Origin of the sequence: Xenorhabdus griffiniae, from assembly GCF_037265215.1 — a bacterium.
GTDB lineage: Bacteria > Pseudomonadota > Gammaproteobacteria > Enterobacterales > Enterobacteriaceae > Xenorhabdus > Xenorhabdus griffiniae.
Genome location: NZ_CP147737.1, coordinates 435428 through 457451, shown reverse-complemented (window position 1 = coordinate 457451; position 22024 = coordinate 435428). Strand labels below are relative to the sequence as shown.

20 protein-coding genes are annotated in these 22024 nt (G+C 42.6%); 9 read left to right on the top strand and 11 right to left on the bottom strand.

Features of this window, described 5'->3' with window-relative positions:
- Positions 1-1130: 1130 nt before the first annotated feature.
- Positions 1131-1292 carry a hypothetical protein gene (locus tag WDV75_RS02045; RefSeq protein ID WP_273559819.1) on the bottom strand — a complete coding sequence of 54 codons (162 nt, stop codon included), beginning with the start codon at positions 1290-1292 and terminating at the stop codon, positions 1131-1133.
- A 1035-nt stretch (positions 1293-2327) separates the two neighbouring features.
- On the opposite strand from WDV75_RS02045, the gene WDV75_RS02040 reads away from it, so the two are divergent.
- A complete protein-coding gene (locus WDV75_RS02040) occupies positions 2328-2630 on the top strand; it encodes a helix-turn-helix domain-containing protein (RefSeq protein WP_273571084.1) in 303 nt (100 codons plus the stop codon).
- 102 nt (positions 2631-2732) lie between these two features.
- Here the strand turns inward: WDV75_RS02040 and WDV75_RS02035 are convergent, their stop codons facing one another.
- Positions 2733-3203, bottom strand: a complete 471-nt coding sequence (locus WDV75_RS02035; protein ID WP_273571085.1) for a MarR family transcriptional regulator — start codon at positions 3201-3203, stop codon at positions 2733-2735.
- Positions 3204-3341: 138 nt separating this feature from the next.
- Between WDV75_RS02035 and WDV75_RS02030 the strand changes: the two genes are divergently transcribed.
- Positions 3342-4556, top strand: a complete 1215-nt coding sequence (locus tag WDV75_RS02030) for an MFS transporter (protein ID WP_337927181.1) — start codon at positions 3342-3344, stop codon at positions 4554-4556.
- Between the two features lie 18 nt (positions 4557-4574).
- Here WDV75_RS02030 and WDV75_RS02025 read toward each other — a convergent pair whose 3' ends face one another.
- From WDV75_RS02025 to ftsY, 5 genes are all read right to left on the bottom strand, one after another.
- A complete protein-coding gene (locus WDV75_RS02025; protein WP_273571105.1) occupies positions 4575-5708 on the bottom strand; it encodes a glycerate kinase in 1134 nt (377 codons plus the stop codon).
- Positions 5709-5813: 105 nt separating this feature from the next.
- The gene (gene rpoH / locus WDV75_RS02020) at positions 5814-6671 is read right to left on the bottom strand and encodes an RNA polymerase sigma factor RpoH (protein WP_189760839.1); all 858 of its coding nucleotides are present in this window, start codon (positions 6669-6671) and stop codon (positions 5814-5816) included.
- A gap of 208 nt (positions 6672-6879) precedes the next feature.
- Positions 6880-7854 (bottom strand): permease-like cell division protein FtsX, encoded by a 975-nt coding sequence (gene ftsX / locus WDV75_RS02015; RefSeq protein ID WP_273571087.1) that lies wholly within the window; start codon positions 7852-7854, stop codon positions 6880-6882.
- Positions 7847-8512, bottom strand: a complete 666-nt coding sequence (gene ftsE, locus WDV75_RS02010) for a cell division ATP-binding protein FtsE (protein WP_074024812.1) — start codon at positions 8510-8512, stop codon at positions 7847-7849. Before ftsE ends, ftsX begins: the two co-directional genes overlap by 8 nt.
- A 6-nt stretch (positions 8513-8518) precedes the next feature.
- Positions 8519-10039, bottom strand: a complete 1521-nt coding sequence (ftsY, locus tag WDV75_RS02005; RefSeq protein WP_273571088.1) for a signal recognition particle-docking protein FtsY — start codon at positions 10037-10039, stop codon at positions 8519-8521.
- Positions 10040-10266: 227 nt separating this feature from the next.
- On the opposite strand from ftsY, the gene rsmD reads away from it, so the two are divergent.
- The 4 genes from rsmD to WDV75_RS01985 all read left to right on the top strand — a co-directional run bounded on the left by rsmD (position 10267) and on the right by WDV75_RS01985 (position 14554).
- On the top strand, positions 10267-10845 hold the full coding sequence (gene rsmD / locus WDV75_RS02000; protein ID WP_273571089.1) for a 16S rRNA (guanine(966)-N(2))-methyltransferase: 579 nt from the start codon (positions 10267-10269) through the stop codon (positions 10843-10845).
- 41 nt (positions 10846-10886) lie between these two features.
- Entirely contained in the window at positions 10887-11168 is a 282-nt protein-coding gene (locus tag WDV75_RS01995; RefSeq protein WP_189759571.1) for a DUF1145 family protein, read from the top strand.
- A 213-nt stretch (positions 11169-11381) separates the two neighbouring features.
- On the top strand, positions 11382-12008 hold the full coding sequence (locus tag WDV75_RS01990) for a lysoplasmalogenase (RefSeq protein ID WP_273571090.1): 627 nt from the start codon (positions 11382-11384) through the stop codon (positions 12006-12008).
- A gap of 191 nt (positions 12009-12199) precedes the next feature.
- The gene (locus WDV75_RS01985; protein ID WP_273571091.1) at positions 12200-14554 is read left to right on the top strand and encodes a zinc/cadmium/mercury/lead-transporting ATPase; all 2355 of its coding nucleotides are present in this window, start codon (positions 12200-12202) and stop codon (positions 14552-14554) included.
- Between the two features lie 255 nt (positions 14555-14809).
- Here WDV75_RS01985 and tusA read toward each other — a convergent pair whose 3' ends face one another.
- On the bottom strand, positions 14810-15064 hold the full coding sequence (gene tusA, locus WDV75_RS01980; RefSeq protein WP_273571092.1) for a sulfurtransferase TusA: 255 nt from the start codon (positions 15062-15064) through the stop codon (positions 14810-14812).
- A 271-nt stretch (positions 15065-15335) separates the two neighbouring features.
- Here tusA and WDV75_RS01975 point away from each other — a divergent pair, with 271 nt between their 5' ends.
- On the top strand, positions 15336-16004 hold the full coding sequence (locus WDV75_RS01975; protein WP_273571093.1) for a 7-cyano-7-deazaguanine/7-aminomethyl-7-deazaguanine transporter: 669 nt from the start codon (positions 15336-15338) through the stop codon (positions 16002-16004).
- Between the two features lie 193 nt (positions 16005-16197).
- Positions 16198-17298, top strand: a complete 1101-nt coding sequence (locus WDV75_RS01970; RefSeq protein ID WP_189759576.1) for a glycerol dehydrogenase — start codon at positions 16198-16200, stop codon at positions 17296-17298.
- Between the two features lie 70 nt (positions 17299-17368).
- On the opposite strand, the gene WDV75_RS01965 is transcribed toward WDV75_RS01970, so the two are convergent.
- From WDV75_RS01965 to WDV75_RS01955, 3 genes are all read right to left on the bottom strand, one after another.
- Positions 17369-18463, bottom strand: coding sequence for a Fic family protein (locus WDV75_RS01965; protein WP_273571094.1), 1095 nt, complete (start codon positions 18461-18463; stop codon positions 17369-17371).
- A 185-nt stretch (positions 18464-18648) separates the two neighbouring features.
- Positions 18649-18831, bottom strand: a complete 183-nt coding sequence (locus WDV75_RS01960) for an MbtH family NRPS accessory protein (protein WP_273571095.1) — start codon at positions 18829-18831, stop codon at positions 18649-18651.
- A complete protein-coding gene (locus WDV75_RS01955) occupies positions 18819-19124 on the bottom strand; it encodes a hypothetical protein (protein WP_273571096.1) in 306 nt (101 codons plus the stop codon). The genes WDV75_RS01960 and WDV75_RS01955 overlap by 13 nt, the downstream gene beginning before the upstream one ends.
- Before the next feature lie 1182 nt (positions 19125-20306).
- Between WDV75_RS01955 and glpT the strand changes: the two genes are divergently transcribed.
- Entirely contained in the window at positions 20307-21659 is a 1353-nt protein-coding gene (glpT, locus tag WDV75_RS01950; RefSeq protein ID WP_189759580.1) for a glycerol-3-phosphate transporter, read from the top strand.
- The last annotated feature ends 365 nt before the right edge of the window (positions 21660-22024 follow it).

Sequence of the window (22024 nt, the reverse complement as noted above, 5' to 3'; positions counted from 1 at the left end):
CTCAACGAATCTATCGGATATTTGAAAACTGTTATTCCCAGCCGCCGTCACAAATATTTTTCTTTTACTTTTAGGAGAAATAACAACGGGCATACCAAGCATCGAAAGATACTCAGACAATATTTTTCTCAGGCGCTGGATGTCATAGTCCGGTTAATAACCGCACAGCAAAAAATGATGTGGCAATTATTTCCCAGACAACGGAATAAATGATTCATTTGATGAACCATAAAAAGGCATTCCATTTTTCCCTGTTTTTTAGATAAGCGTTTTTGATCTACATCAATTTTTTATTACGCTGAATTCCATAACTAAATAAAAATGGATCTATTGAATATATCTATTGGCATGAACACTAAGTCCCTGCAGTATTTCTCCATTTAACATTAGTATTCAAATGAAATTATTTCAGATAAAATAAAGTGCTTATGTTTATAAATAACCACTAACAACCAAGGAAAAGCAAAATAAAAAAATCATTATTTATCATTTTGTTATAATAAAAACATGTATATTTCTCCATGTAAAAAATAAACTAACTCAACTACATATTATTTTATAGTAATCAAATTACACAACTAATGTAAATGTAAACAATCATTATATTTAATAACAAAATAAAACAATTTCAAATAAATATTAATTTTCACGTAAGTGCTCAGTGAAATAGTCGATAAATTTGAGGTTATCTTCGGTTTTATTCCATAAATCAGCCCATCCATTTAATTTCATGTTTCCGTTTATGATACGGAATGCGATAACTTAACCATGAAGATAAATAAGTCACTACGCCATTTGAAAAAACAAGCTTGACAAAGTTAGGCGTTATTCCACTATAACTCTTCAGGTGTATACCAATCTAACTTCAAGATACGTGTGATATCTCCCCACTTCGCGGGGAGATATCAAGTTTCATATAGTGTTGTAAATTACAACCAGAGACTTCGGATAAATAGCGTTTCAAAATGATAGGAATATTCCTTACCCCCTCGCGCCGCGCGGGGGTAAGGAACGTTGCTGAAAAAGCAACAGGCTGAACATAAGTGACAGGTGCAACAATGTGCTGAGCAGGAAAGGAAATCACAACAACGTCATTCCTTGGGGTGAGGTTTTAGTCAGTTTTTGCTAGCTTATCGGCTGCGATGTTTCCAGCCACAATGGTATTTCTGGGAACCTTGTACAACAGCTGTTTTTTTCAATTTTAATGCGATATGCCGAAAAAACACTTCAATGCCGTTATTTTCCATAGAAAGATCCTCAAAGAAAAACAGAATACCACTTGATAAAGCCATAATCCACCGAGAAAATTTATATCGTATTGTTTTTATTAGAAAAATAAAAAATATCTCAATATCCCATAAGAGATACTCTTGCCATTTTCAAAAAATGCAAAAATGCGAGTAAACCTCATTTTTAGGCGAATTAAAAGTCAATTTAGTGGAAAAGGTAATGGTAAATAATATTTTTAATAAAAATAAGGTAAAACAGCCGAAATAATCCACTAAAACATCAAAATACCTTTACATAATCCAAATAAATAAAATTATATTAAAAAACAAAACAATTTATACCAAACTGTAAACATAATCCTACATAATTTAACCTAAGTCAAATTTCATTACATACTACAAATCATTCCATTTAAGCAATTATAATATATGAATTTTTTTTGTTATTCACATATTTTGTTGCATCATCATAATATTAATGGTGAAAAAATATTACTTGATGCCGGTCAAATATTGTCAGATCATCCAGAATTAATGTTTTAAAAGCATTACATATCCAAAATTTAATTCTTTTTAGAGATACCAATACGAATTATAAATCTAAACTAGACAGTTTGGTATATTTTGTCCAGTTTATAACCTCAAGAAAATCATCAACAAGAATGATATATGTCAATAAACATGAGGTTAGACAAAAATTCACTACTTTTTGCAGGTTTACCTTAATCAATCGACTAAAAATCATTAAAAATCAATTAAATAAATTTATTTAAATAGACAAAATCCCATAAAATAAAAATCAGGAACATATTGGTTATCTTTCATGCAAGGAGAATCGGACCTCTGTTTAAGCCGCATCGGTAACTCAACCGAAAAAATATGCAGAGGTAGCCATAAGGCAAGGATGACAAAAACAAGACGCATGTTAGAAAACAAAAACGGCGAATCAGGTGGTAACAATAGGCATACCGTGAACGATAATCCGTCAAGGCAGGCCCTATTTTACGGGCAACTAGCGGGGCAAAAATCGAACTCATTTTAAGCTTCAGCAATTCTCCTTGATGACGCCATAACTTACTAATGAAAAAAGGATGAGATATGGAAGATGCAAACCTATTAGTCGGAAAACGTATTCAGATCAAAAGGAAAGAGCTAGGTATCACTGCTACAGCATTGGCAAATCGACTCGGCCTCAGTCAACAGCAACTTTCACGTTACGAAACGGGAGTGAATCGAATCAATCTCTCCCATCTCGTTGTTATTGCCTGTATATTTAATACGCCAATTCAGTGGTTTTTCGAAGACTGCAAACCCGTCAAGAAAGAGGACAATGTTGTTAATAAAATTACAGATCAATATATCCCCATTGCCGAGACAATTATAGGCAAGAATGGTTGCTGAATGAGGCAAGATAACTTCGTCAGAAGCCTGTTGTTTACTGATTTTAATTATCCCAGTCAGGCTTCTGATTCTTGTCATGCCACGATACATGGCGGCAATTCATTATCGAGAGTGTCCCACTATATTCGATATGTCAGCAATAAATCGCTTAATGGTCATCAATTCTTCCGGCGAATAGCTTTCCAATATTTGCAACCATCTTGCTTCTATTTGCCGATGCAGTTTTTCATGCGCAAAAAATATCTGTTTCCCTTCGTCAGTGAGGCTGAAATAGGTCTCTTTTTGGTTATCTACCATTTTCAGTTTTTCAACGATAGAGCGCTGAAGAAGTTTTGCACAGATCTTTGAGATAGCCCCCTTAGTCATTCCCAGCGTCTGGCTGATACTTGTGATATTTAATAATACCGATTCTCCTATACACTGGATCACATGTAGTTCAGATAATGAATAGCCACTGAGCCCATATTCGCGGAGTGTCTCTTCATTATGCCCTCTCTTAATACCATCTTTTAGCTGTATCAAGTGATTAACGGCGGCAAGGATCTCACGTTGGTAAACTGTACTGTTACTCATTTACAACTTTTCCAAAATAATGTTTCTGAGGAAAATATTATTTGCATCATAACAAAAAAAGAAGAAAAAGATCTTTACAAAATCTCCCCGTTTATTAATCTTCATATTGTTTCCTTGGAAACAAAAATGGAGAAAAAAATGAATCGATATAACTCAATTCGTCATGTAAAGGTGATTTTCTACCTGGTATGCTTTAGTGCCCTATTAGGATCTCTTGCTCAAAATATCTATGTTCCCGTGATCCCTACCATACAGGCGCTATTCAATGCGTCCCTACCTTTAGTAAACCTGACGGTATCAGCATTCACATTTGTTTTAGCTATTATGCAAATCGTGTATGGTCCACTAGCGGACAATAAAGGCCGTAAAGCTATTTTACTTCCTGCTCTGACTATTTCCGTCATTGGCTCTGTTGGTTGTGCGATGGCTTCCGATATTTATTGGCTGATTGCCTTTCGAATAGTTCAAGCTATTGGGATTGCCGCTATTCCTGTTATTGCAGCGACAATTATTGGTGATCTGTATGAAGAGCAACATCGTGCCAAAGCCATCAGTACTTATCAGATGTTGTTAACGCTGACTCCTGCTTTGGGACCACTGCTCGGTGGCTATTTAGCCGAATTAAACGGATATGTTGCGATTTTCCAATTTATTGCTGTTATCGGTGGGCTAATACTGATCAGCAATTTGCTTTGGTTACCAGAGACTAAACCTGAAACCATACCCGAAAATATGCCAAAACCGTCAGCAAGTGCCAAAAAGGTGTTTTGGCAGTTCGGCCAGATTTTGTCAGATCGCATCACGCAATCCGTTTTCTGTATTGGTTTTATGTTGTCCTATTGTTATTTCTGTTTTTTGACTTTTTTACCCATCATCTTAAACCATGAATATGATTTCAGCCCTGCCGATATCGGTTGGATGTACATTCCCATATCACTGGCAATGATTGGTGGCAGCTATAGCTATCGTTTACTCCATCATCGGTTTTCTGAGATAAATGGCCTGATTGTCAGTAGTTTGCTAAATCTGGCTTTAATCCTGTTGTTTTCCATCACATATCGGTTCGGCGTTCCCACATTGATTATTGTCACCGCTTTATACGGTTTCACTCTAGGGCTATCAACACCTACACATGCCACTTTACTGTTAAAAACCTTTGTGGAAGAACGGGCAACTGTGATTGGGCTTTATAATTTTATTCGATATATGGGAATGGCTATTGGCCCAATGGTTGGCAGTGTCTTGTTATTCAATAACCACTATGAATGGGTATTTTTAACGGGGGCGTTGTTATTTGCTGCATCTATCGGTTTCACTGCCATCATGACTCAACGGCACAGTAAACGGCGATAGCAGCGCTTATAAGGCAATTTAGTGGGAAATAGCCCAAATCGCGGCAATATTCCGGGCCGTTATCTGCAAATTATCGGCACCATTGGCAAGGGCATCAGCAAGGGAACAAACCTCCGGTATGATGGAAAAGACCGCATCCAGCCCGTGCTGATGCACAACATGATAGTCTCGGCTCATTCCCCCAACTAACGCAATGGTGGGAATGCCAAACTTTTTCGCAACACGGGCAACACCAATAGGGGTTTTACCGTATATGGTCTGGCTATCCAGACGCCCTTCCCCCGTAATGACCAGATCTGCCCCCTGAATCGCTTTTTCCAGTTGCAAGGTTTCGATAACAATGGCAATACCAGGCTGTAATCTTGCTCCCAAGCACCCCAATAAGGATGCGCCCATCCCTCCAGCCGCACCTGCACCAGCAGCATCAATCACGCTTTTTCCCATTAGGGATTCTATTTTCATGCCATAATGACGCAATGCAGAATCTAACGATTTCACCATCTCCGGTGTCGCGCCTTTTTGTGGACCAAATACCGCTGATGCTCCCTGTTCACCACATAATGGGTTATTCACATCACAAGCCACGATAAATTCAATTTGCCTGAGACGTGGATCAAGGTTCGTTAAGTCAATCCCTTCCAGCCGAGTTAATGCCGCGCCGCCGAATGGCAGAATACGACTGTCCCCATCCAATAAAGTCGCACCAAGTGCCTGCATCATGCCTGCGCCACCATCATTGGTTGCACTGCCACCAATGCCTAAAATCAGTTTGTGTATCCCCTGTTCCAATGCAGCCAGAATCAATTCTCCCGTTCCATAACTCGTCGTTATCAGAGGGTTACGCTGCTTCATCGGCACCAAGTGCAAACCAGAAGCGGCAGCCATTTCAATCACTGCGGTTTTTCCATCGCCAAGCAAACCAAAAAATGCCTCAACAGGTTGCCCCAAAGGATCAGTAACAGTACACACGATACGTTTTCCTCCGGTTGCAGCCACCAGTGATTCGACTGTCCCTTCGCCGCCATCCGCCATAGGTAACTTGATATAGTCTGCTTGCGGATAAATCTCCTTAAATCCCCGCTCTATTGCCTGTGCCACCTGCAAGGCACTCAAACTTTCCTTAAATGAATCAGGGGCAATCACAATTTTCATCATGGAATTTCCTCAGTTCTTTGGTGCTGTTTGTTTTACACGCATAAAAAAAGCGATAAACAAATTATCGCTTTTTAATCCAGAAAATTTTGCTCAGCTATGAGATTACGCTTCAATAGCCAGTCGCAATTTCTTCATGGCATTTTTTTCTAGCTGCCGAACACGTTCAGCAGATACACCATACTTATCCGCTAATTCTTGCAAGGTAGTTTTGTTGTCATCATCCAACCAACGAGAACGAATGATGTCCTGGCTACGTTCGTCCAGCCCTTCCATCGCCACAGAAAGCTTATCCGCAGCGTGAGTTTCCCAGTTATCTTCTTCAATGCCATCGGCAAAGTCAGAAGCCTTATCTTGCAAATACAGCACCGGAGCCACTGGCTGGCTATCATGATTGTCATCATCAGAAGACATATCAAATGCCATATCCTGCGCTGACATGCGGGATTCCATCTCTCGGACATCTTTGCTGGTCACGCCCAATTCTTTGGCAACCAGTTCAATTTCATCCTGATTGAACCACCCCAGACGCTGTTTAGCCTTGCGCAAATTAAAGAACAGCTTTCGCTGAGCTTTTGTTGTTGCGACCTTCACAATACGCCAATTACGCAATACATATTCATGGATTTCTGCCTTAATCCAGTGAACAGCGAAAGAAACCAGACGTACGCCCACTTCTGGATTAAAACGACGAACCGCTTTCATCAGGCCAATATTACCTTCCTGAATTAAATCCGCTTGCGGCAGACCATAACCGGCATAACTGCGGGCAATATGAACAACGAAGCGCAGGTGAGAAAGAATCAGCTTTTTCGCTGCATCCAGATCTCCCTGGTAATGCAGCCTTTCTGCCAGTTCCTTCTCTTCCTCGGCAGAAAGCATAGGATAAGCATTGGAGGCACGGATGTACCCTTCCAAACTACCTTGTGGAACTAACGCCAAAGTTTGCATTTCTTTTGTCATTCAAATTCTCTCAAAATTAGATCCAAATTGATGGCCTTCAAATTTGCCTGAGTTCACCAGTATGGTTTATTCAAGCCAAAGATGCGTCTATTTTACCACCATAGAGATCATATTCAAATCGCCTCAGTTGTGTGAATAGCAGGACAAAACCATAACTGTGATTTTGACAACAATTATGCCCAACAGTTCAGTAAGCCCTGCAACACCTTTATTCTGGCCTAAAACGACGTAAATGCTGAATTGTCGCAAACCATGCAGCTATCCAACCAATCATACCTGAAATAAGCACTAACAAGAGTGATTCATCCCACTCCAAACCATGCAGTATAAAGCTAGTACCGAAAACACTCGCCACTTCTGTGACCACATTGGAAAGTTTCCACACCAGCAGGGAAGAGAGGATTAAGGAGAATATTGCGCCCAAAATCCCCAATAAAGCTCCACCATTGAGGAAAGGACGCAAAATAAAACCATCCGTTGCCCCAATCAACTTCATGACATTAATCGTCTCACGACGGCTAAAGATGCTCAGCCGGACACTATTACCGATGACCAAGAGCAGTGCAACCACCATCAAAATACCTATCACCGCTGCAATTCTGCCTACAAGGTCAGCCAACGCGGTCAAACGGGCAAACCAGCTATCATCCATCCTGACTTCTTCAATGCCTTTAATCTGCGCAACTTGATCGCGCAATGTTGTTAGCGCCTGAGAATCCTGGAAATTCAATTTAGGAGAAACGATGGCAACCGCCGGCAAAGGATTTTCTTCCAGCAAATCGAGCGCGCTGGCAAAACCTGACCACGCACGAAATTCGTTTACGGCTTCGTCACGGGAAAGGTAATTGACCGATTTCACCCCATCCATATTTTTCAACTGATCAATAACCTGTTTGACGCTATTGTCATTCAGTGACTTATCCAAATAGACCGTGAGTTGTGGAATGGGATACCACTGCATCACTGCTTGATTGACGTTTTTCCAAACAATATAGAACACACTCGGCAAGGTCAGGGAAATCGCTATCACCATAACTGTCAGCAACGTTGCCAACGGTTGGCGGAACATATCGGACAGCGTACTTTTCCACGCATAACGCCACTGTACACGCCATCCCCCTTTTAATGATTTGGATTTTGGGGAGTGTGTTTTTTTCGCTGAATGACGGACATACTTAGCCATGATGTCCTCCTTGCATACGTCCCTGATTCAGAGTCAAGATACGATATTTTCTTCGTTCAATGAGGGCTGTATCATGGGTAGCCATCAGAACCGTCACGCCGACTCGGTTAAATTCTTCAAACAGACGCATGATCCCCTCTGATAATGCCCCATCCAAATTTCCCGTCGGTTCATCTGCCAGCAACACGGTTGGCTTATTCACCACCGCACGAGCGATACCAACACGCTGTTGTTCTCCACCGGAAAGCTGAATGGGGAAGTTTTTCGCTTTGTCCAGTAAGCCGACCTTATCCAACGCTGCAGATACCCGTCGCCGAATGTCTTCAGCACTTGCCCCTGAGATGATCAGCGGCATAGCGACATTCTCGTATACGGTACGATCCAAAAGCAGGTGATGATCCTGAAAAATCATGCCGATCTGACGGCGCAGAAAAGGGATCTCACGGGATTTTAATCGGCTAATGTCATGACCAGAAAACCAAATATGGCCTGCGCTAGGGCGTTCAATACCACAGATAAGTTTCAAAAGTGTACTTTTACCGGCCCCTGAATGACCGGTTAAGAATGCCATTTCTCCTGGAAGTAGATGAAAATCCACCCCTTGCAGCGCCTGCCGCCCTCCCAGATAGGCTTTACTGACCTGTTCAAAGCGAATCATTGATAGTTAATCCTCTCGGGCAAAAAGAGCCTCAATAAAATCGTCTGCCTTAAATGGACGGAGATCTTCAATGCCTTCACCCACACCAATGTAGCGGATTGGGATCTCAAATTGGTCGGCAATAGCGAAGATAACTCCCCCTTTCGCAGTACCATCCAGTTTGGTCAGTGAAATACCCGTCAATCCCACAGCTTCATGAAATAGTTTAGCCTGACTTACTGCATTTTGACCTGTGCTGGCATCCAGAGTCAGCATAATTTCATGAGGTGCGTCTTCGTCCAGTTTTTTCATCACGCGAACGATTTTTTTCAGTTCTTCCATCAAATGGGATTTGTTCTGCAAGCGCCCAGCGGTATCTGCAATCAGGACATCAATACCTTTAGCCTTGGCTGACTGGATGGCGTCAAAAATCACTGAGGCGGAATCTGCTCCTGTATGTTGGGAAATCACTGGGATTTTGTTGCGTTCTCCCCAAACTTGTAACTGCTCTACCGCAGCCGCACGGAAAGTATCTCCAGCTGCCAGCATGACGGATTTGCCTTGTGAATGATATTGACGCGCCAACTTTCCAATCGTGGTCGTTTTACCAACCCCATTTACTCCCACCATCAAAATGACATAAGGTGATTTGCTTTCTATCTCTAGCGGCTTATCAACTTTCGCCAGAATGGTTGACATCTCTTCTTTCAGTTTAGAGTAAAGTGCTTCCGCATCTTTCAACTCTTTACGGCTAGCGTGGTCTGTCAGATTAGTAATAATCTTACGAGTCGTTTCAACGCCCACATCTGCAATCAATAATTGCTCTTCCAACTCTTCAAACAGATCATCATCAATTTTCTTGCCACGGAATAATCCCAAGAAGCCGGAACCAAGATTTTGACGAGTTTTAACTAAACTGCGTTTCAGACGAGCAAAAAATCCCTCTTTAGTCGGTCGTTCTTGTTCCTTAGGTAAGGCCGCCTCTTCCGCTAAACGCTGCTGTTCTGCCTCTTCCGCTGCGCGACGGGCGGCTTCTTCCGCTAAACGTTGCTGTTCTGCCTCTGCTGCTGCTCGACGGGCTGCTTCTTCTACTAAACGTTGCTGTTCTGCCTCTTCTGCCGCACGACGGGCGGCTTCTTCCGCTAAACGTTGCTGTTCTGCTTCTTCTGCGGCGCGACGGGCTGCTTCCTCCGCTAAACGTTGCTGTTCTGCTTCTTCTGCCGCGCGACGGGCGGCTTCTTCCGCTAAACGTTGCTGTTCTGCTTCTTCTGCCGCGCGATGGGCGGCTTCTTCCGCTAAACGTTGCTGTTCTGCTTCTTCTGCCGCGCGACGGGCGGCTTCTTCCGCTAAACGTTGCTGTTCTGCTTCTTCTGCCGCGCGATGGGCTGCTTCTTCTGCTAAACGTTGCTGTTCTGCCTCTTCTGCTGCGCGACGGGCGGCTTCTTCCGCAGCAACTCTTTCTTGTTCAGCTTGTTCTTCTTGCTGTTTGTTATCTTGACGACCAAGTCCAAACCAAGAGAAGAAACCTCTTTTTTTCTCTTTTGCCATCGGCCACTACACTCCTCGCGGTTAAGTTAGATATATGCTGTTATATCCACTGAGATAGGTTCTAACGGTAATGAATCCAGTCTAACATTTTCATCACACCACAACACATATCTATAGAGGATTTCGTGGTAAATTAATCAATGGATATCTTCGTTTTCACTCACTTTTTGTCTCCGCCAGATATTATTGAGTCGCGGCGGATGGCAAATATTTAAGTTATGTAAATTATGACTAAAAAACCACAGCGTCTGTCTTTGGGACAAATCCGCATTATTGGCGGAAAATGGCGCGGAAGAAAATTGCCGGTTCCTGATAGTGACGGCCTGCGTCCAACAACAGATCGCGTTCGCGAGACACTTTTTAACTGGCTTATGCCAGTGATTCAGGGTGCTCGTTGCCTGGATTGTTTTTCAGGTAGCGGAGCGCTTGGATTTGAAGCTTTGTCTCGTTATGCCAGCCACACGACCTTAATTGAATATGATCGTAATGTGGCGAAACAACTATCGGCTAACCTGGCCTTACTGAAAGCTGAAAATGCCGATGTGGTGCAAGGCAATGCACTACAATACCTTAACAACACCGGAACACCGTTTGATGTGGTTTTCCTCGATCCACCATTCCGTAAGGGAATGCTGGCTGAAACAATCAATTTATTGGAAGCCAATAACTGGCTGGCAGAAGAAAGCTGGATTTATGTTGAGGCAGAAGCAGAATCTGCTGCGACAGAAGTTCCCCCAAACTGGCAACTGCATCGGCAAAAAACGGCCGGACAAGTTGCTTATCGTTTATATATTCGCCACCCGTAATCGGGAGTTTGAACGGTTTACACACGATTTTGGAGTCGATGATGTTTATTCAATTAGGCAGAGGGATCATGATCTTAGTGTGGGGTATCATGATCTTCAATTTGTTTCACCCATTCCCTAAACCATTGAGATATTTCATGGATATTGCAATGGTATTTACGGTAATCATGCACTCCTTTCAGTTGCTGCTACTGAAAAACTCCCAGCCGAAAGATCAAAAACTGTCTGGTTTTCTCCAGACTAAGATCTTCTTTTTTGGCGTCTTTGAATTATTAGCCTGGCAGAAGAAACAACAAAAAGGGAAGCAACAGGAAAAAAAATAACTTCACATACCGTGTGACTCATCTTACCTTTTTCCTTCGTCAATAAGTCATTCTTGTAATAACTTATTGACGCCCTTTGTTTTTGATAATAAAACGTTATTTGTTCGTTAATAATGAATTAATATTGATAAATCAAGATACTCTCCGTACCAAACCCATCATAAATAAAATTGCCTGACAAAACGGGCACTGAACTTTGAGGAAAGGAAAAATATGAGTTGGCCATTTCTTGCTGTGTTTTTCTCTGGGTGGTTATATATTGATGCTGCTTATCGTGGCACCAACTGGCAGCAATGGGTTTTCCGCCCCGTCACTATGTTACTTTTATTGTTATGGGCTTGCCAGGCGCCCAATCTTGAGGTTTCAGGCTACCTTATTATTGCGGGCCTTTTGACTGCTTTGCTCTCTGATACACTCCGCATGCTCCCTGGTAAGTATTTACTCTTCTCATTCATCGCACTATTCCTGAGTTACCTGTTATACACCATCAGTTTTGCCTTACATATGGATTTCAGTTTCTTCTTCCCGCTGCCTTTGATCTTGTTGGTCGTTGGTATTGTGGTCATGCTGACAGTCTGGAATCGTCTGGATAATATGCGTTGGCGAGTAGTAGATAGTTTCGTTATGGCACTACTGATGGCTTGGGTTGCCGGAGAACAATATTTTTCGCTCAGCAACGACAGCCGGTTTTCTGTCATCGCGGGGGCTATCCTGCTATTCCTTTCATACAGTATCAATATCATTGCTCAATATCGTTTCCCTTTTAAATTGTCAAAAGCGATGGTTGCTACCTGTGGTTTTATCGGCCATTTTTTGATTATTCGTTCACTATACCTATGATAGTTTGCCCTTACTAACTAAGGGTTAAAAAGCAAACAACATCAAGAGGAAGAACATTGACGATGAGAACTTATCTGAATTAGCACAAATCATCAAAAGAATTCCTCTTATTGGATTTGACTCTGGAGTTTACTCCAACGTGTAGAGTTAATGCTAATGTCTAAAATTAACTCTATTTTAAGAGGTCGCCTATGTTATCCACGACTAAAAAACATAAGCAATCACCGCACGATTCTCTATCTTTGCAAAAAGATGAATATCAGAATATCGCCAATAATGTAAGTGAGCATTCACATCATAATCACAGCCACGAACATTTGCATCATTCTCACACACAAGACCATAACTCTTCTTGTTGCTCTACTGGCACAGTGCACTCCCATGAACATAATGGTGCACACTGTTCACACGATCATGCCCATACTATGCAGGATAACGTTCTCACCGAATTAACCGCGAGACAGCGTTTTAATTGGACTATCCAAGGCATGGATTGTCCAAGCTGTGCAGGCAAAATCGAAAATGCTGTCAAAAAACTGCCAGAAGCCAGACAGGTCAAGGTCCTGTTTACAACAGAGAAACTGGTGGTCGATGCTGATATTGATATTCGTGCTGCCGTTGAACAAGCAGTAAAACAGGCCGGCTTTACCATCAAAGAGGCAAGTTCGGCATCTAAATTGCCTCCGGCAGTCAGTTACTGGAAGACTTTTTCCCCCATTTTGATTCTGGCCGCCTTGATGTTCGTCAGTTGGGGAATAGCAAAAGCGAATGCCCCCGCAGGGCAAATTGCTTTCATTATCACTACACTCATTGGGTTATATCCGGTAGCGACCAAGGCCATCAAACTGATCCGTTCTGGCACACCTTTCGCCATTGAAACGTTGATGAGCGTTGCTGCCATCGGTGCTTTGTTTATTGATGCTACCGCAGAAGCGGCAATGGTTATTCTTCTGTTCAAGTTAGGGGAAATAATGGAATCCTATGCCGCCGGACGCGCACGTCGTGGCGTCAGTGCCTTGATGGCATTAGTTCCTGAACAAGCCTTACTCATTAAGGATGGAAAAAAGAAAACCGTGCCAGCGGCGGATCTGCGTCCGGGGGATATCATCGAAATCGCCCCAGGTGCACGCTTACCTACCGATGCCGAACTGCTCAGTCCCTTTGCCAGTTTCGATGAAAGTGCCCTGACCGGTGAATCAGTTCCGGTTGAACGGCAGCAAGGAGAAAAAGTCGCCGCGGGTTGCCTTTCTGTTGATAGTGCCGTGCAGATGAAGGTGATCTCTGAACCGGGTCACAACGCCATTGACCGCATTCTGCAACTGATTGAAGAAGCGGAAGAGCGTCGTGCACCGATTGAGCGCTTTATCGACCGTTTCAGTCGTATCTATACTCCGCTGATTATCTTGTTCTCTGCATTGGTGGTAGTCGTCCCACCCCTGTTTTTTGCTGGCTCATGGGAAACCTGGATCTACCGTGGCCTGACGCTGCTGTTAATTGGTTGCCCTTGCGCATTGGTCATCTCGACGCCTGCTGCCATTACTTCCGCGCTGGCCGCAGCAACCCGTCGTGGCTCCCTAATCAAGGGTGGAGCAGCCTTGGAACAACTTGGTTCAGTGCGCACCATTGCACTGGATAAAACCGGAACCTTGACCGAAGGAAAACCCCAGATCACTGAAATTGAACCGGTGGAAAATATCAGTGCAGAAACCTTACTGGCACTGGCGGGTGCTGTAGAAAGTGGCTCCCATCACCCACTGGCAAAAGCTATCCTGAATGCCGCAGAAAACAGAGGTGTGACAATTGTTGAAGCTGAACAACGCAAGGCACTGGCTGGTATAGGGGTTGAAGGGCAATTATCGGGGCAAAAAATTCTCGTCGCAGCCCCCGGAAGATTGCCGGAAAATACCTTGTCCGAGCAATGGAAACAGAGAGTCACTGAACTGGAAGACAATGGAAAAACAGCCGTTGCTGTCATGCAAAATGGACAACTTATGGGGCTGATAGCAATGCAAGATACCTTGCGTCAGGATGCCATAGAGACTATCCGTATCCTGAAAAAACAAGGTGTCGACGCAGTCATGCTGACAGGAGATAATCCCCGTGCCGCGGCAGCTATTGCGAATCGACTGGGCATTGATTATCGTGCAGGGTTGCTGCCTGAAGATAAAGTGAAAGCAGTCATTGAGTTGAACCAAAAACACCGCACCATGATGGTTGGTGATGGCATCAACGATGCGCCAGCCATGAAAGCGGCCACGATAGGTGTTGCTATGGGAAGCGGTACTGATGTTGCACTGGAAACAGCTGATGCCGCTTTGACGCATAACCGACTGACGGGTTTACCTGAAATTATTTCCTTGTCCCGAACAACCCATTATAACATCCGTCAAAATATCACCATTGCATTAGGACTAAAGGCGATATTTCTTATCACAAGTCTATTGGGTATTACCGGACTATGGATGGCCGTTCTGGCCGATTCAGGGGCCACAGCTTTAGTAACAGCAAACGCAGTCCGGCTGCTTAGGAACAAGCCTCTGAAATAATACACGGAATATTCAACCTACATTGCCACAAGCAGACGGATGGAAAAGTGGCAAAGGTAAATAACAAACTGAAAAGGTGCATAGCAATACTATTAACATGCACCTTTTCAAAATCATAATTAATTACAAAAGGTTGCTATTAAGGAAAAAGAAAATGTGGCATCCAGCGAGGTGATAGATAAGAAACCAAATGCCATAGTTAAAGCTTAGCACGGCTCCCTTTTTTCGCCAGTTAATTATATAGATGTTTCTCAATTAAACAGCATTTTCGCTTTTTCTGAGCAGATATCGATACGGAGTTTGCTCTGTCTCTTGAGCGATTAGTGCATGATCCATAAAACGACAGAATCCCGGAATATCACGGGTTGTTGCCGGATCATCCGCAATGACCAACAACGTCTGACCGGCAGCCATGTGGCGGACAGTCTTGCGCACCATCATTACTGGCTCTGGACAACGTAATCCCAACGTATCAAGTGTCTTGTCAGGGTTGGCAAAAATATCGGACATAACAATCTCTGTAGGTTCAAAAAATCTATGGCAATGGATTATATACCAATCTAACTTCAAGATGCGTGTGATTTCTCCCCTTGAAGCGAGGAGAAAGCAGGTTTCATATCGTGTTGTAAATGGCAACTTGAAGTTTAATGCGTATATTACAAAATATCGTCAACTGCCATACTTTACTTTTATTGCGCAACACACGTATGATCCCACCGCCTGATCGTCAGGTAAATCGATTTATTGGGTTCCCTCACCCCATCCACCAAAAAGGTACAATATGCTGCAATTAACTACGCAACAGCGGGCTACGGCCTTGATCTGGCTGTCGCTTTTTCACATTTTGATCATTACTTCCAGTAACTATCTGGTGCAATTACCCATCTCAATTTTGGGTTTTCATACCACTTGGGGAGCATTTACATTTCCCTTTATCTTTTTGGCAACTGATCTGACCGTGCGTATTTATGGTGCGCCATTGGCGCGCCGGATCATTATTTCCGTTATGCTGCCGGCATTGCTGATCTCCTATCTGATTTCGGCTCTGTTTTTCCAGGGAGTCTGGCAAGGATTCGAGACGTTGGGAACCTTTAATGTGTTTGTCGCTCGCATTGCCGCCGCTAGTTTTATGGCCTATGTACTCGGCCAGATATTAGATGTTGGTGTTTTTAATCGTCTTCGCCAAAAAAGCCGCTGGTGGATAGCGCCGGCTGCCGCCATGTTTTTCGGTAATATGCTTGATACACTGGCCTTTTTCTTTATCGCGTTTTACCGCAGCACGGATGCATTTATGGCAACCCACTGGGTAGAAATTGCGCTAGTAGATTATGCTTTCAAGCTGTTTATCTGCATGCTGTTCTTCCTGCCTGCTTATGGCATTCTGTTAAACTTAATCCTGAAATACTTTTTCGCCCAAACAGAAGAAAAAATCCTGGCCAAAGCCAACTAAAAACATCCTCCCTGAGTCAATCAGGGGGACAAACGTTCCGCCAGTGTTTCCCCTCATATCACTCATTTCCTGCTTTTACTCATAACTTCTCTGCATATTTTGCCGTATAGTGTGGATGGGCAATGCGTAACTTGCCCTACGCCAGTATTGTGACACTCTATGCCTAGTTTCCGGTAAAGAAGGAATATTTCTTATGCTGAAAGTGATCCAGTCTCCATCCAAATATATTCAAGGGCCAGGTGCGTTATCTCACATTGGTCGATACACCAAAATACTTGCTGACCACGTCTTCGTGATTGCTGATAATTTCGTGATGAGCCTTATTGGGGATACCGTCAGCCAGAGTCTCGAAGAACACGAAGTGACTAGCCATTTCGAACTTTTCAATGGTGAGTGCAGCCGTAATGAGATCTATCGCTTGTCTGCCATTTTGTTGAAACAACAATGTCAGGCTGTTATCGGGATCGGGGGAGGAAAGACGATTGATACTGCCAAGGCGGTTGCATACGAAGCCAAAATACCCGTCATTATTTCTCCTACCCTTGCTTCAACAGATGCACCGACCAGTGCCCTTTCCGTTCTTTATACTGAACTCGGTGAATTCGACAGCTACCTGTTCTATCCACAAAATCCAAACATCGTGCTAATGGATACCAATATCATTGCTAAGGCACCGGTTCGCCTGCTTGTCGCAGGTATGGGAGATGCACTCGCCACCTATTTTGAGGCACGCGCCAGCAGTACAGCCCACAAACCAACCATGGCTGGCGGTGCAACATCCACTACAGGTTTGGCATTGGCAAAACTGTGTTATGAAACCTTGCTGGCGGAAGGTTATAAAGCAAAACTGGCGGTAGAAGCCGGTGTCAGTACACCAGCCGTTGAAAATATTGTGGAAGCAAATACCTACTTGAGTGGCATTGGTTTTGAAAGTGCAGGATTAGCAGCAGCTCACGCCATCCACAATGGCTTTACCGTGCTGGAAGAGTGTCATCATCTCTATCATGGCGAAAAAGTTGCGTTTGGAACTCTGACACAATTGATCTTAGAAAATAGCCCAAGTGAAGAATTGGAAACCGTGCTCGATTTCTGTGTACAGGTCGGGTTACCCGTCACATTGGAGCAATTGGGCTTACGTGATAATGAGAAACTGCATCAGAAAATCATGCAAGTCGCTATCGCAAGTTGTGCCGAAGGTGAAACCATTCACAATATGCCATTTGTTGTGACACCAGAACAAGTTTACGCCGCAATTTTGGCCGCAGATCAAGTGGGTAAAGATTGGTTGTATTAAGTGATTGCGAAATTAATTCGATTGCTCTTAGTGCGGGAATTCCCGCCCTAAGAGTTTGACCAAAATAGATTCAAATATGATGAATAATATAACGTGTGCTACGGCCCCCAGCCTCAGTTTTTTCCAAACAACCGAGTTCTGTTAGATGATTTAAATGTCGGGTCGCGGTTGCACGACTCACTTTAGCCACTTTTTGATATTGGCTGCTATTAATACCTTGTTGAAAATCAGCATCTAACATTCTGTTCAATACTTTTATTTGTTCCTGATTGAGCTGGCTTTGATCAACACGACGCCAGAATCGAGTCTTTTTCACTAGGTCATCAATTTGCTTCAATTTAGCAATAAGGGTGCTATTGAGTGTTTGCAGAAACCACACCATCCAATCGGTAATATCCAGATCACCACGTTGAGTCTGTTCCAGTATTTCGTAATATTGCTTACGGCGTTCACAAATACTTACTGACATGGCATAAAATCGAATCGAACGGCTTTCACCTTGCGCCAATACTAAATCAGTCAAAAAACGGGCAATGCGCCCATTACCATCTTCCATTGGATGCAACGTGACAAACCATAAATGTACGATTGCTGCCCGCAAAATCGGATCAAGATAGAGTTCATGACGAGATTGATTAAACCAGGTAATAAACTGTGTCATTTCTCCCTGCAATTTTTCGGCAGGTGGTGCTTCAAAATGAACAATAGGATTATCTATTCTACCAGAGATGACTTGCATCCCCCCGTGCCGCAGTTGACCACCTTTAATGGGACTAAACAAAGTATAATCCGCAGGAAACATCAATTCGTGCCATTTCAAAAGGCGATTTAGCGTCAGAGATTCGTTATATCTCACCACCACATCAAAGGCAATTTCTGCCATACCATCGGTCTGCTCACTGGTTGGATAGGGCTTAGCTTCACTGATCCCGAATCGATTTGCCAATGAAGAGCGTACTGATGCTGCATTCAACTTTTCACCTTCTATTTCACAGGAATAGAGGATACTGGCAAGAAGATTATCCAGTGTTGCTTGCTCTGTACTTTCAACGTCAGATTTTCCTAATAGCATCCCCTGATTAAAGTGAATTTCCCGCAAAATAGGATTCAGTACATGCTCATCCCATTGGAAATTAGGCCAATTTTTTTGTTCCCAGATCCACATTGAATTCCACCTTATGACGCCAATAGTCTAATCATTCTACTCATAGAATGAGGCAAATAACAACGCTATTTGCCTCACAAAATGAGGCGAATAGCATAATTAATTGACTCACTGACCGAAACTTACTGGCGAAATAAAACGGGCATGAACCCGCAGGAACATGCCCATAACTTGGTTAACAATGTCTATCTTGTCGGCTCCTGCCAAATTTTAGTAATATAACTCAAACATTCTTCTTTCGTCCCTGTTCTGCCTATGACCATCCATCCCTGCGGGATCTCATACTCAATAGGCCAGACTGAATAATGCTGTTTACCATTGGTAACGATCATCCAATTCATGATTTCTTTTCTGATTAATCGTTCCATGATACAGCCTCCATATTGCAACTTTTTGAAAGCGCTGCCGGTAAGAATCCAATACCAATCAGATAGTGTAATATTTGGTGGACATATCCGGTCACCCCCGTCAGTGATACTGTAGCAAGCGCTCGAATTCGGGAAAAATCACGACTCCCCGAAGGAGCGTTCTTAAAGCACGGTTCAAATTCTGCTGTCATATGACTGATATTACGATGAAATTCAGCTTCAACAACGGAAGATTTTTTTTGCCCAGTAGTAAATGCTGTGTGTAATATTGCCTTGTGTGTGTAAGTATTCATAATGATGCTCTCATTCTGAGCCTCATTGGTTTCATCATTTTTCATGATGAGTAGAGGCATCAATGCTGGTAGTCGTTATCTTCCAATTTTTGCCTACATTCAGTATTTTCAAATACCTTATGTTGACGCTAATTGGATAAAAAAAATAAATTAAAAAAATTTTCTTAGAATTTAATAAGTATATTAATTAGTATAAATTTGTAATCTTTTATTCATTAAACAATCAATTTATATAAAACCCATTATTATTTGGAAGACAGAGTGTATCACGCCTATACAACCCGCAACCAAAATCAATTAACACATTGATATTATTAAAATTTATACCACAAAATGGTTATCCAGCCCTGCATGTAAACTGTTATCAGCAGCATGAATAACTATTTGTAGTAATATCCATTATTTTGAATTTTAATTTCAAACATTTTATTTATAACTGCGTTACAAAAAACGCAACGCATGTAAATAAAAATAAATTGCATATGCAAATGAGAATATTATTTAAATAACACCATCAGGAAAATAGTACCACTTATAAAAAAAGCAAGCAGAAAAAACCAACAGTTATTTATTAAATAATTTTTATAATAGGAACGTTTGTGTGGGTTATATTTATCTAACTTTTCTATGGTTACTACATCAGGCACATTTCCCTAATAATAATGAGCTTTTATTTGGTCGAGAATATACCAATCTAACTTCAAGTTGCAGCTTGCAAATCAATGTGATTGTTTATATCTCCCCGCTACGCGGGGAGATAAATGGCGTTTCAAAATAATAGGAGTATTCCTTACCCCGCGCGGCGCGCGGGGTAAGGAACTCCAACATCTGATACTCTCAGTATTATGAAAACCATTTATAAGACGCATCTTGAAAGGAGATTGGTATATATACAAACTTTAAACGTACAAAAATAAAAAATAGCCCAAAAGTCCCGTTTATTGTGACTGCTGTCACACTAATATAAATAATTTGTATTCAAAAAAAGCGCTAAATCACTCAAAATTATCGACTTTGCGAAATTATATCTATATGTTAGCGATACCTCACAGTCATATAAGGTTGTTTTCAGCTAATATTAGCTTCGATATAGAAAATAAATAGCTAAAATTTTTCGTTTAACGCCATCATTGCTTGATGGTGGTGATTCGCTCATACAAAAGTCATGTGGAGACAAAAAATATGTTAAGTATTTTCAAGCCGGCGCCTCATAAGGCTCGGTTGCCTGCGCAGGAAATAGATCCACTCTATCGTCGCTTGCGCTGGCAAATTTTTATGGGGATCTTCTTCGGATATGCGGCTTACTATCTGGTAAGAAAAAACTTTGCTCTCGCCATACCTTCCTTGATCGAACAAGGCTTTTCTAAGGGGGATCTTGGTTTTGCATTATCAGGGATTTCAATTGCATACGGCTTCTCAAAATTCATCATGGGCTCCGTTTCCGACCGCTCGAATCCACGTGTTTTCTTACCTGCGGGTTTGATACTGGCGGCGGCAGTGATGCTGATTATGGGCTTCGTGCCATGGGCGACTTCCAGCATTGCTATCATGTTTTCTCTGCTGTTCCTCTGCGGCTGGTTCCAGGGTATGGGTTGGCCTCCTTGCGGGCGTACCATGGTTCACTGGTGGTCACAGAAAGAGCGTGGTGGAATTGTTTCTGTCTGGAACTGTGCACATAACGTTGGCGGCGGCGTGCCACCATTACTGTTCATGTTGGGAATGGCCTGGTTCAATGACTGGAAAGCCGCGTTCTACATGCCAGCCTTTGCAGCTATCATCGTGGCACTCATTGTTTTCGCTTTAATGCGCGATACTCCACAATCCTGTGGTTTACCCCCTATCGAAGAGTATAAAAACGATTATCCACCTGACTATACGGAAAAAAACGAAAAAGAACTGACTGCAAAAGAAATTTTCATGCAGTACGTTTTGCCGAATAAATTACTGTGGATGATCGCAGTTGCCAACGTATTCGTATACTTACTGCGCTACGGTATTCTTGACTGGTCACCGACTTACTTGAAGGAAGTGAAAGACTTTACCATGGATAAGTCTTCCTGGGCTTACTTCCTGTATGAGTATGCGGGTATTCCGGGTACGCTGCTGTGTGGTTGGATGTCGGACAAAGTATTTAAAGGCAACCGTGGTGCCACAGGCGTATTCTTCATGATCCTTGTCACCATCGCCACTATCGTATTCTGGCTGAACCCAGAGGGTAATCCTGATATCGATATGATCTGTATGCTGGTTATCGGCTTCCTGATTTACGGTCCGGTGATGCTAATCGGCCTACATGCCCTGGAATTAGCACCGAAAAAAGCAGCAGGCACAGCCGCGGGCTTTACCGGTTTGTTTGGCTACCTGGGCGGTTCGGTTGCGGCCAGTATCATCGTCGGCTATACCGTTGACTACTTCGGTTGGGACGGTGGCTTTATGGTCATGATCGGCGGTTGTATCCTCTCGGTTATTCTGCTGCTGTTTGTTATGTTGAGTGAAAATAAGCATAAGCAGGAAATTGCCCGTCAAGGTCAGTGATGTCATTGTAATACGCTGATTAATAACCATATCAATCGCAGTACAACTCTCTTGTACTGCGATCTCATGGGTTATCATGTTATACAGCGTTAAATATATTGCTTACTTTTACTTATGGATATCTTCTTTATATCCATACTGTATTAACAGTTTTTTGATTTAACACTTTCAAGATGTTCTATTGTAATCGTAACTCTATATTTTACATGTGTTATTTTCATATTATATACGCATTAAATTTCAAGTTGCCATTGACAACATTATATGAAACCTGATATCTCCCCGCTTCGCGGGGAGATATCACACGCATCTTGAAGTTAGATTGGTATATAAGCCAATGCTTTTCTATTACATCTTTCATTAGT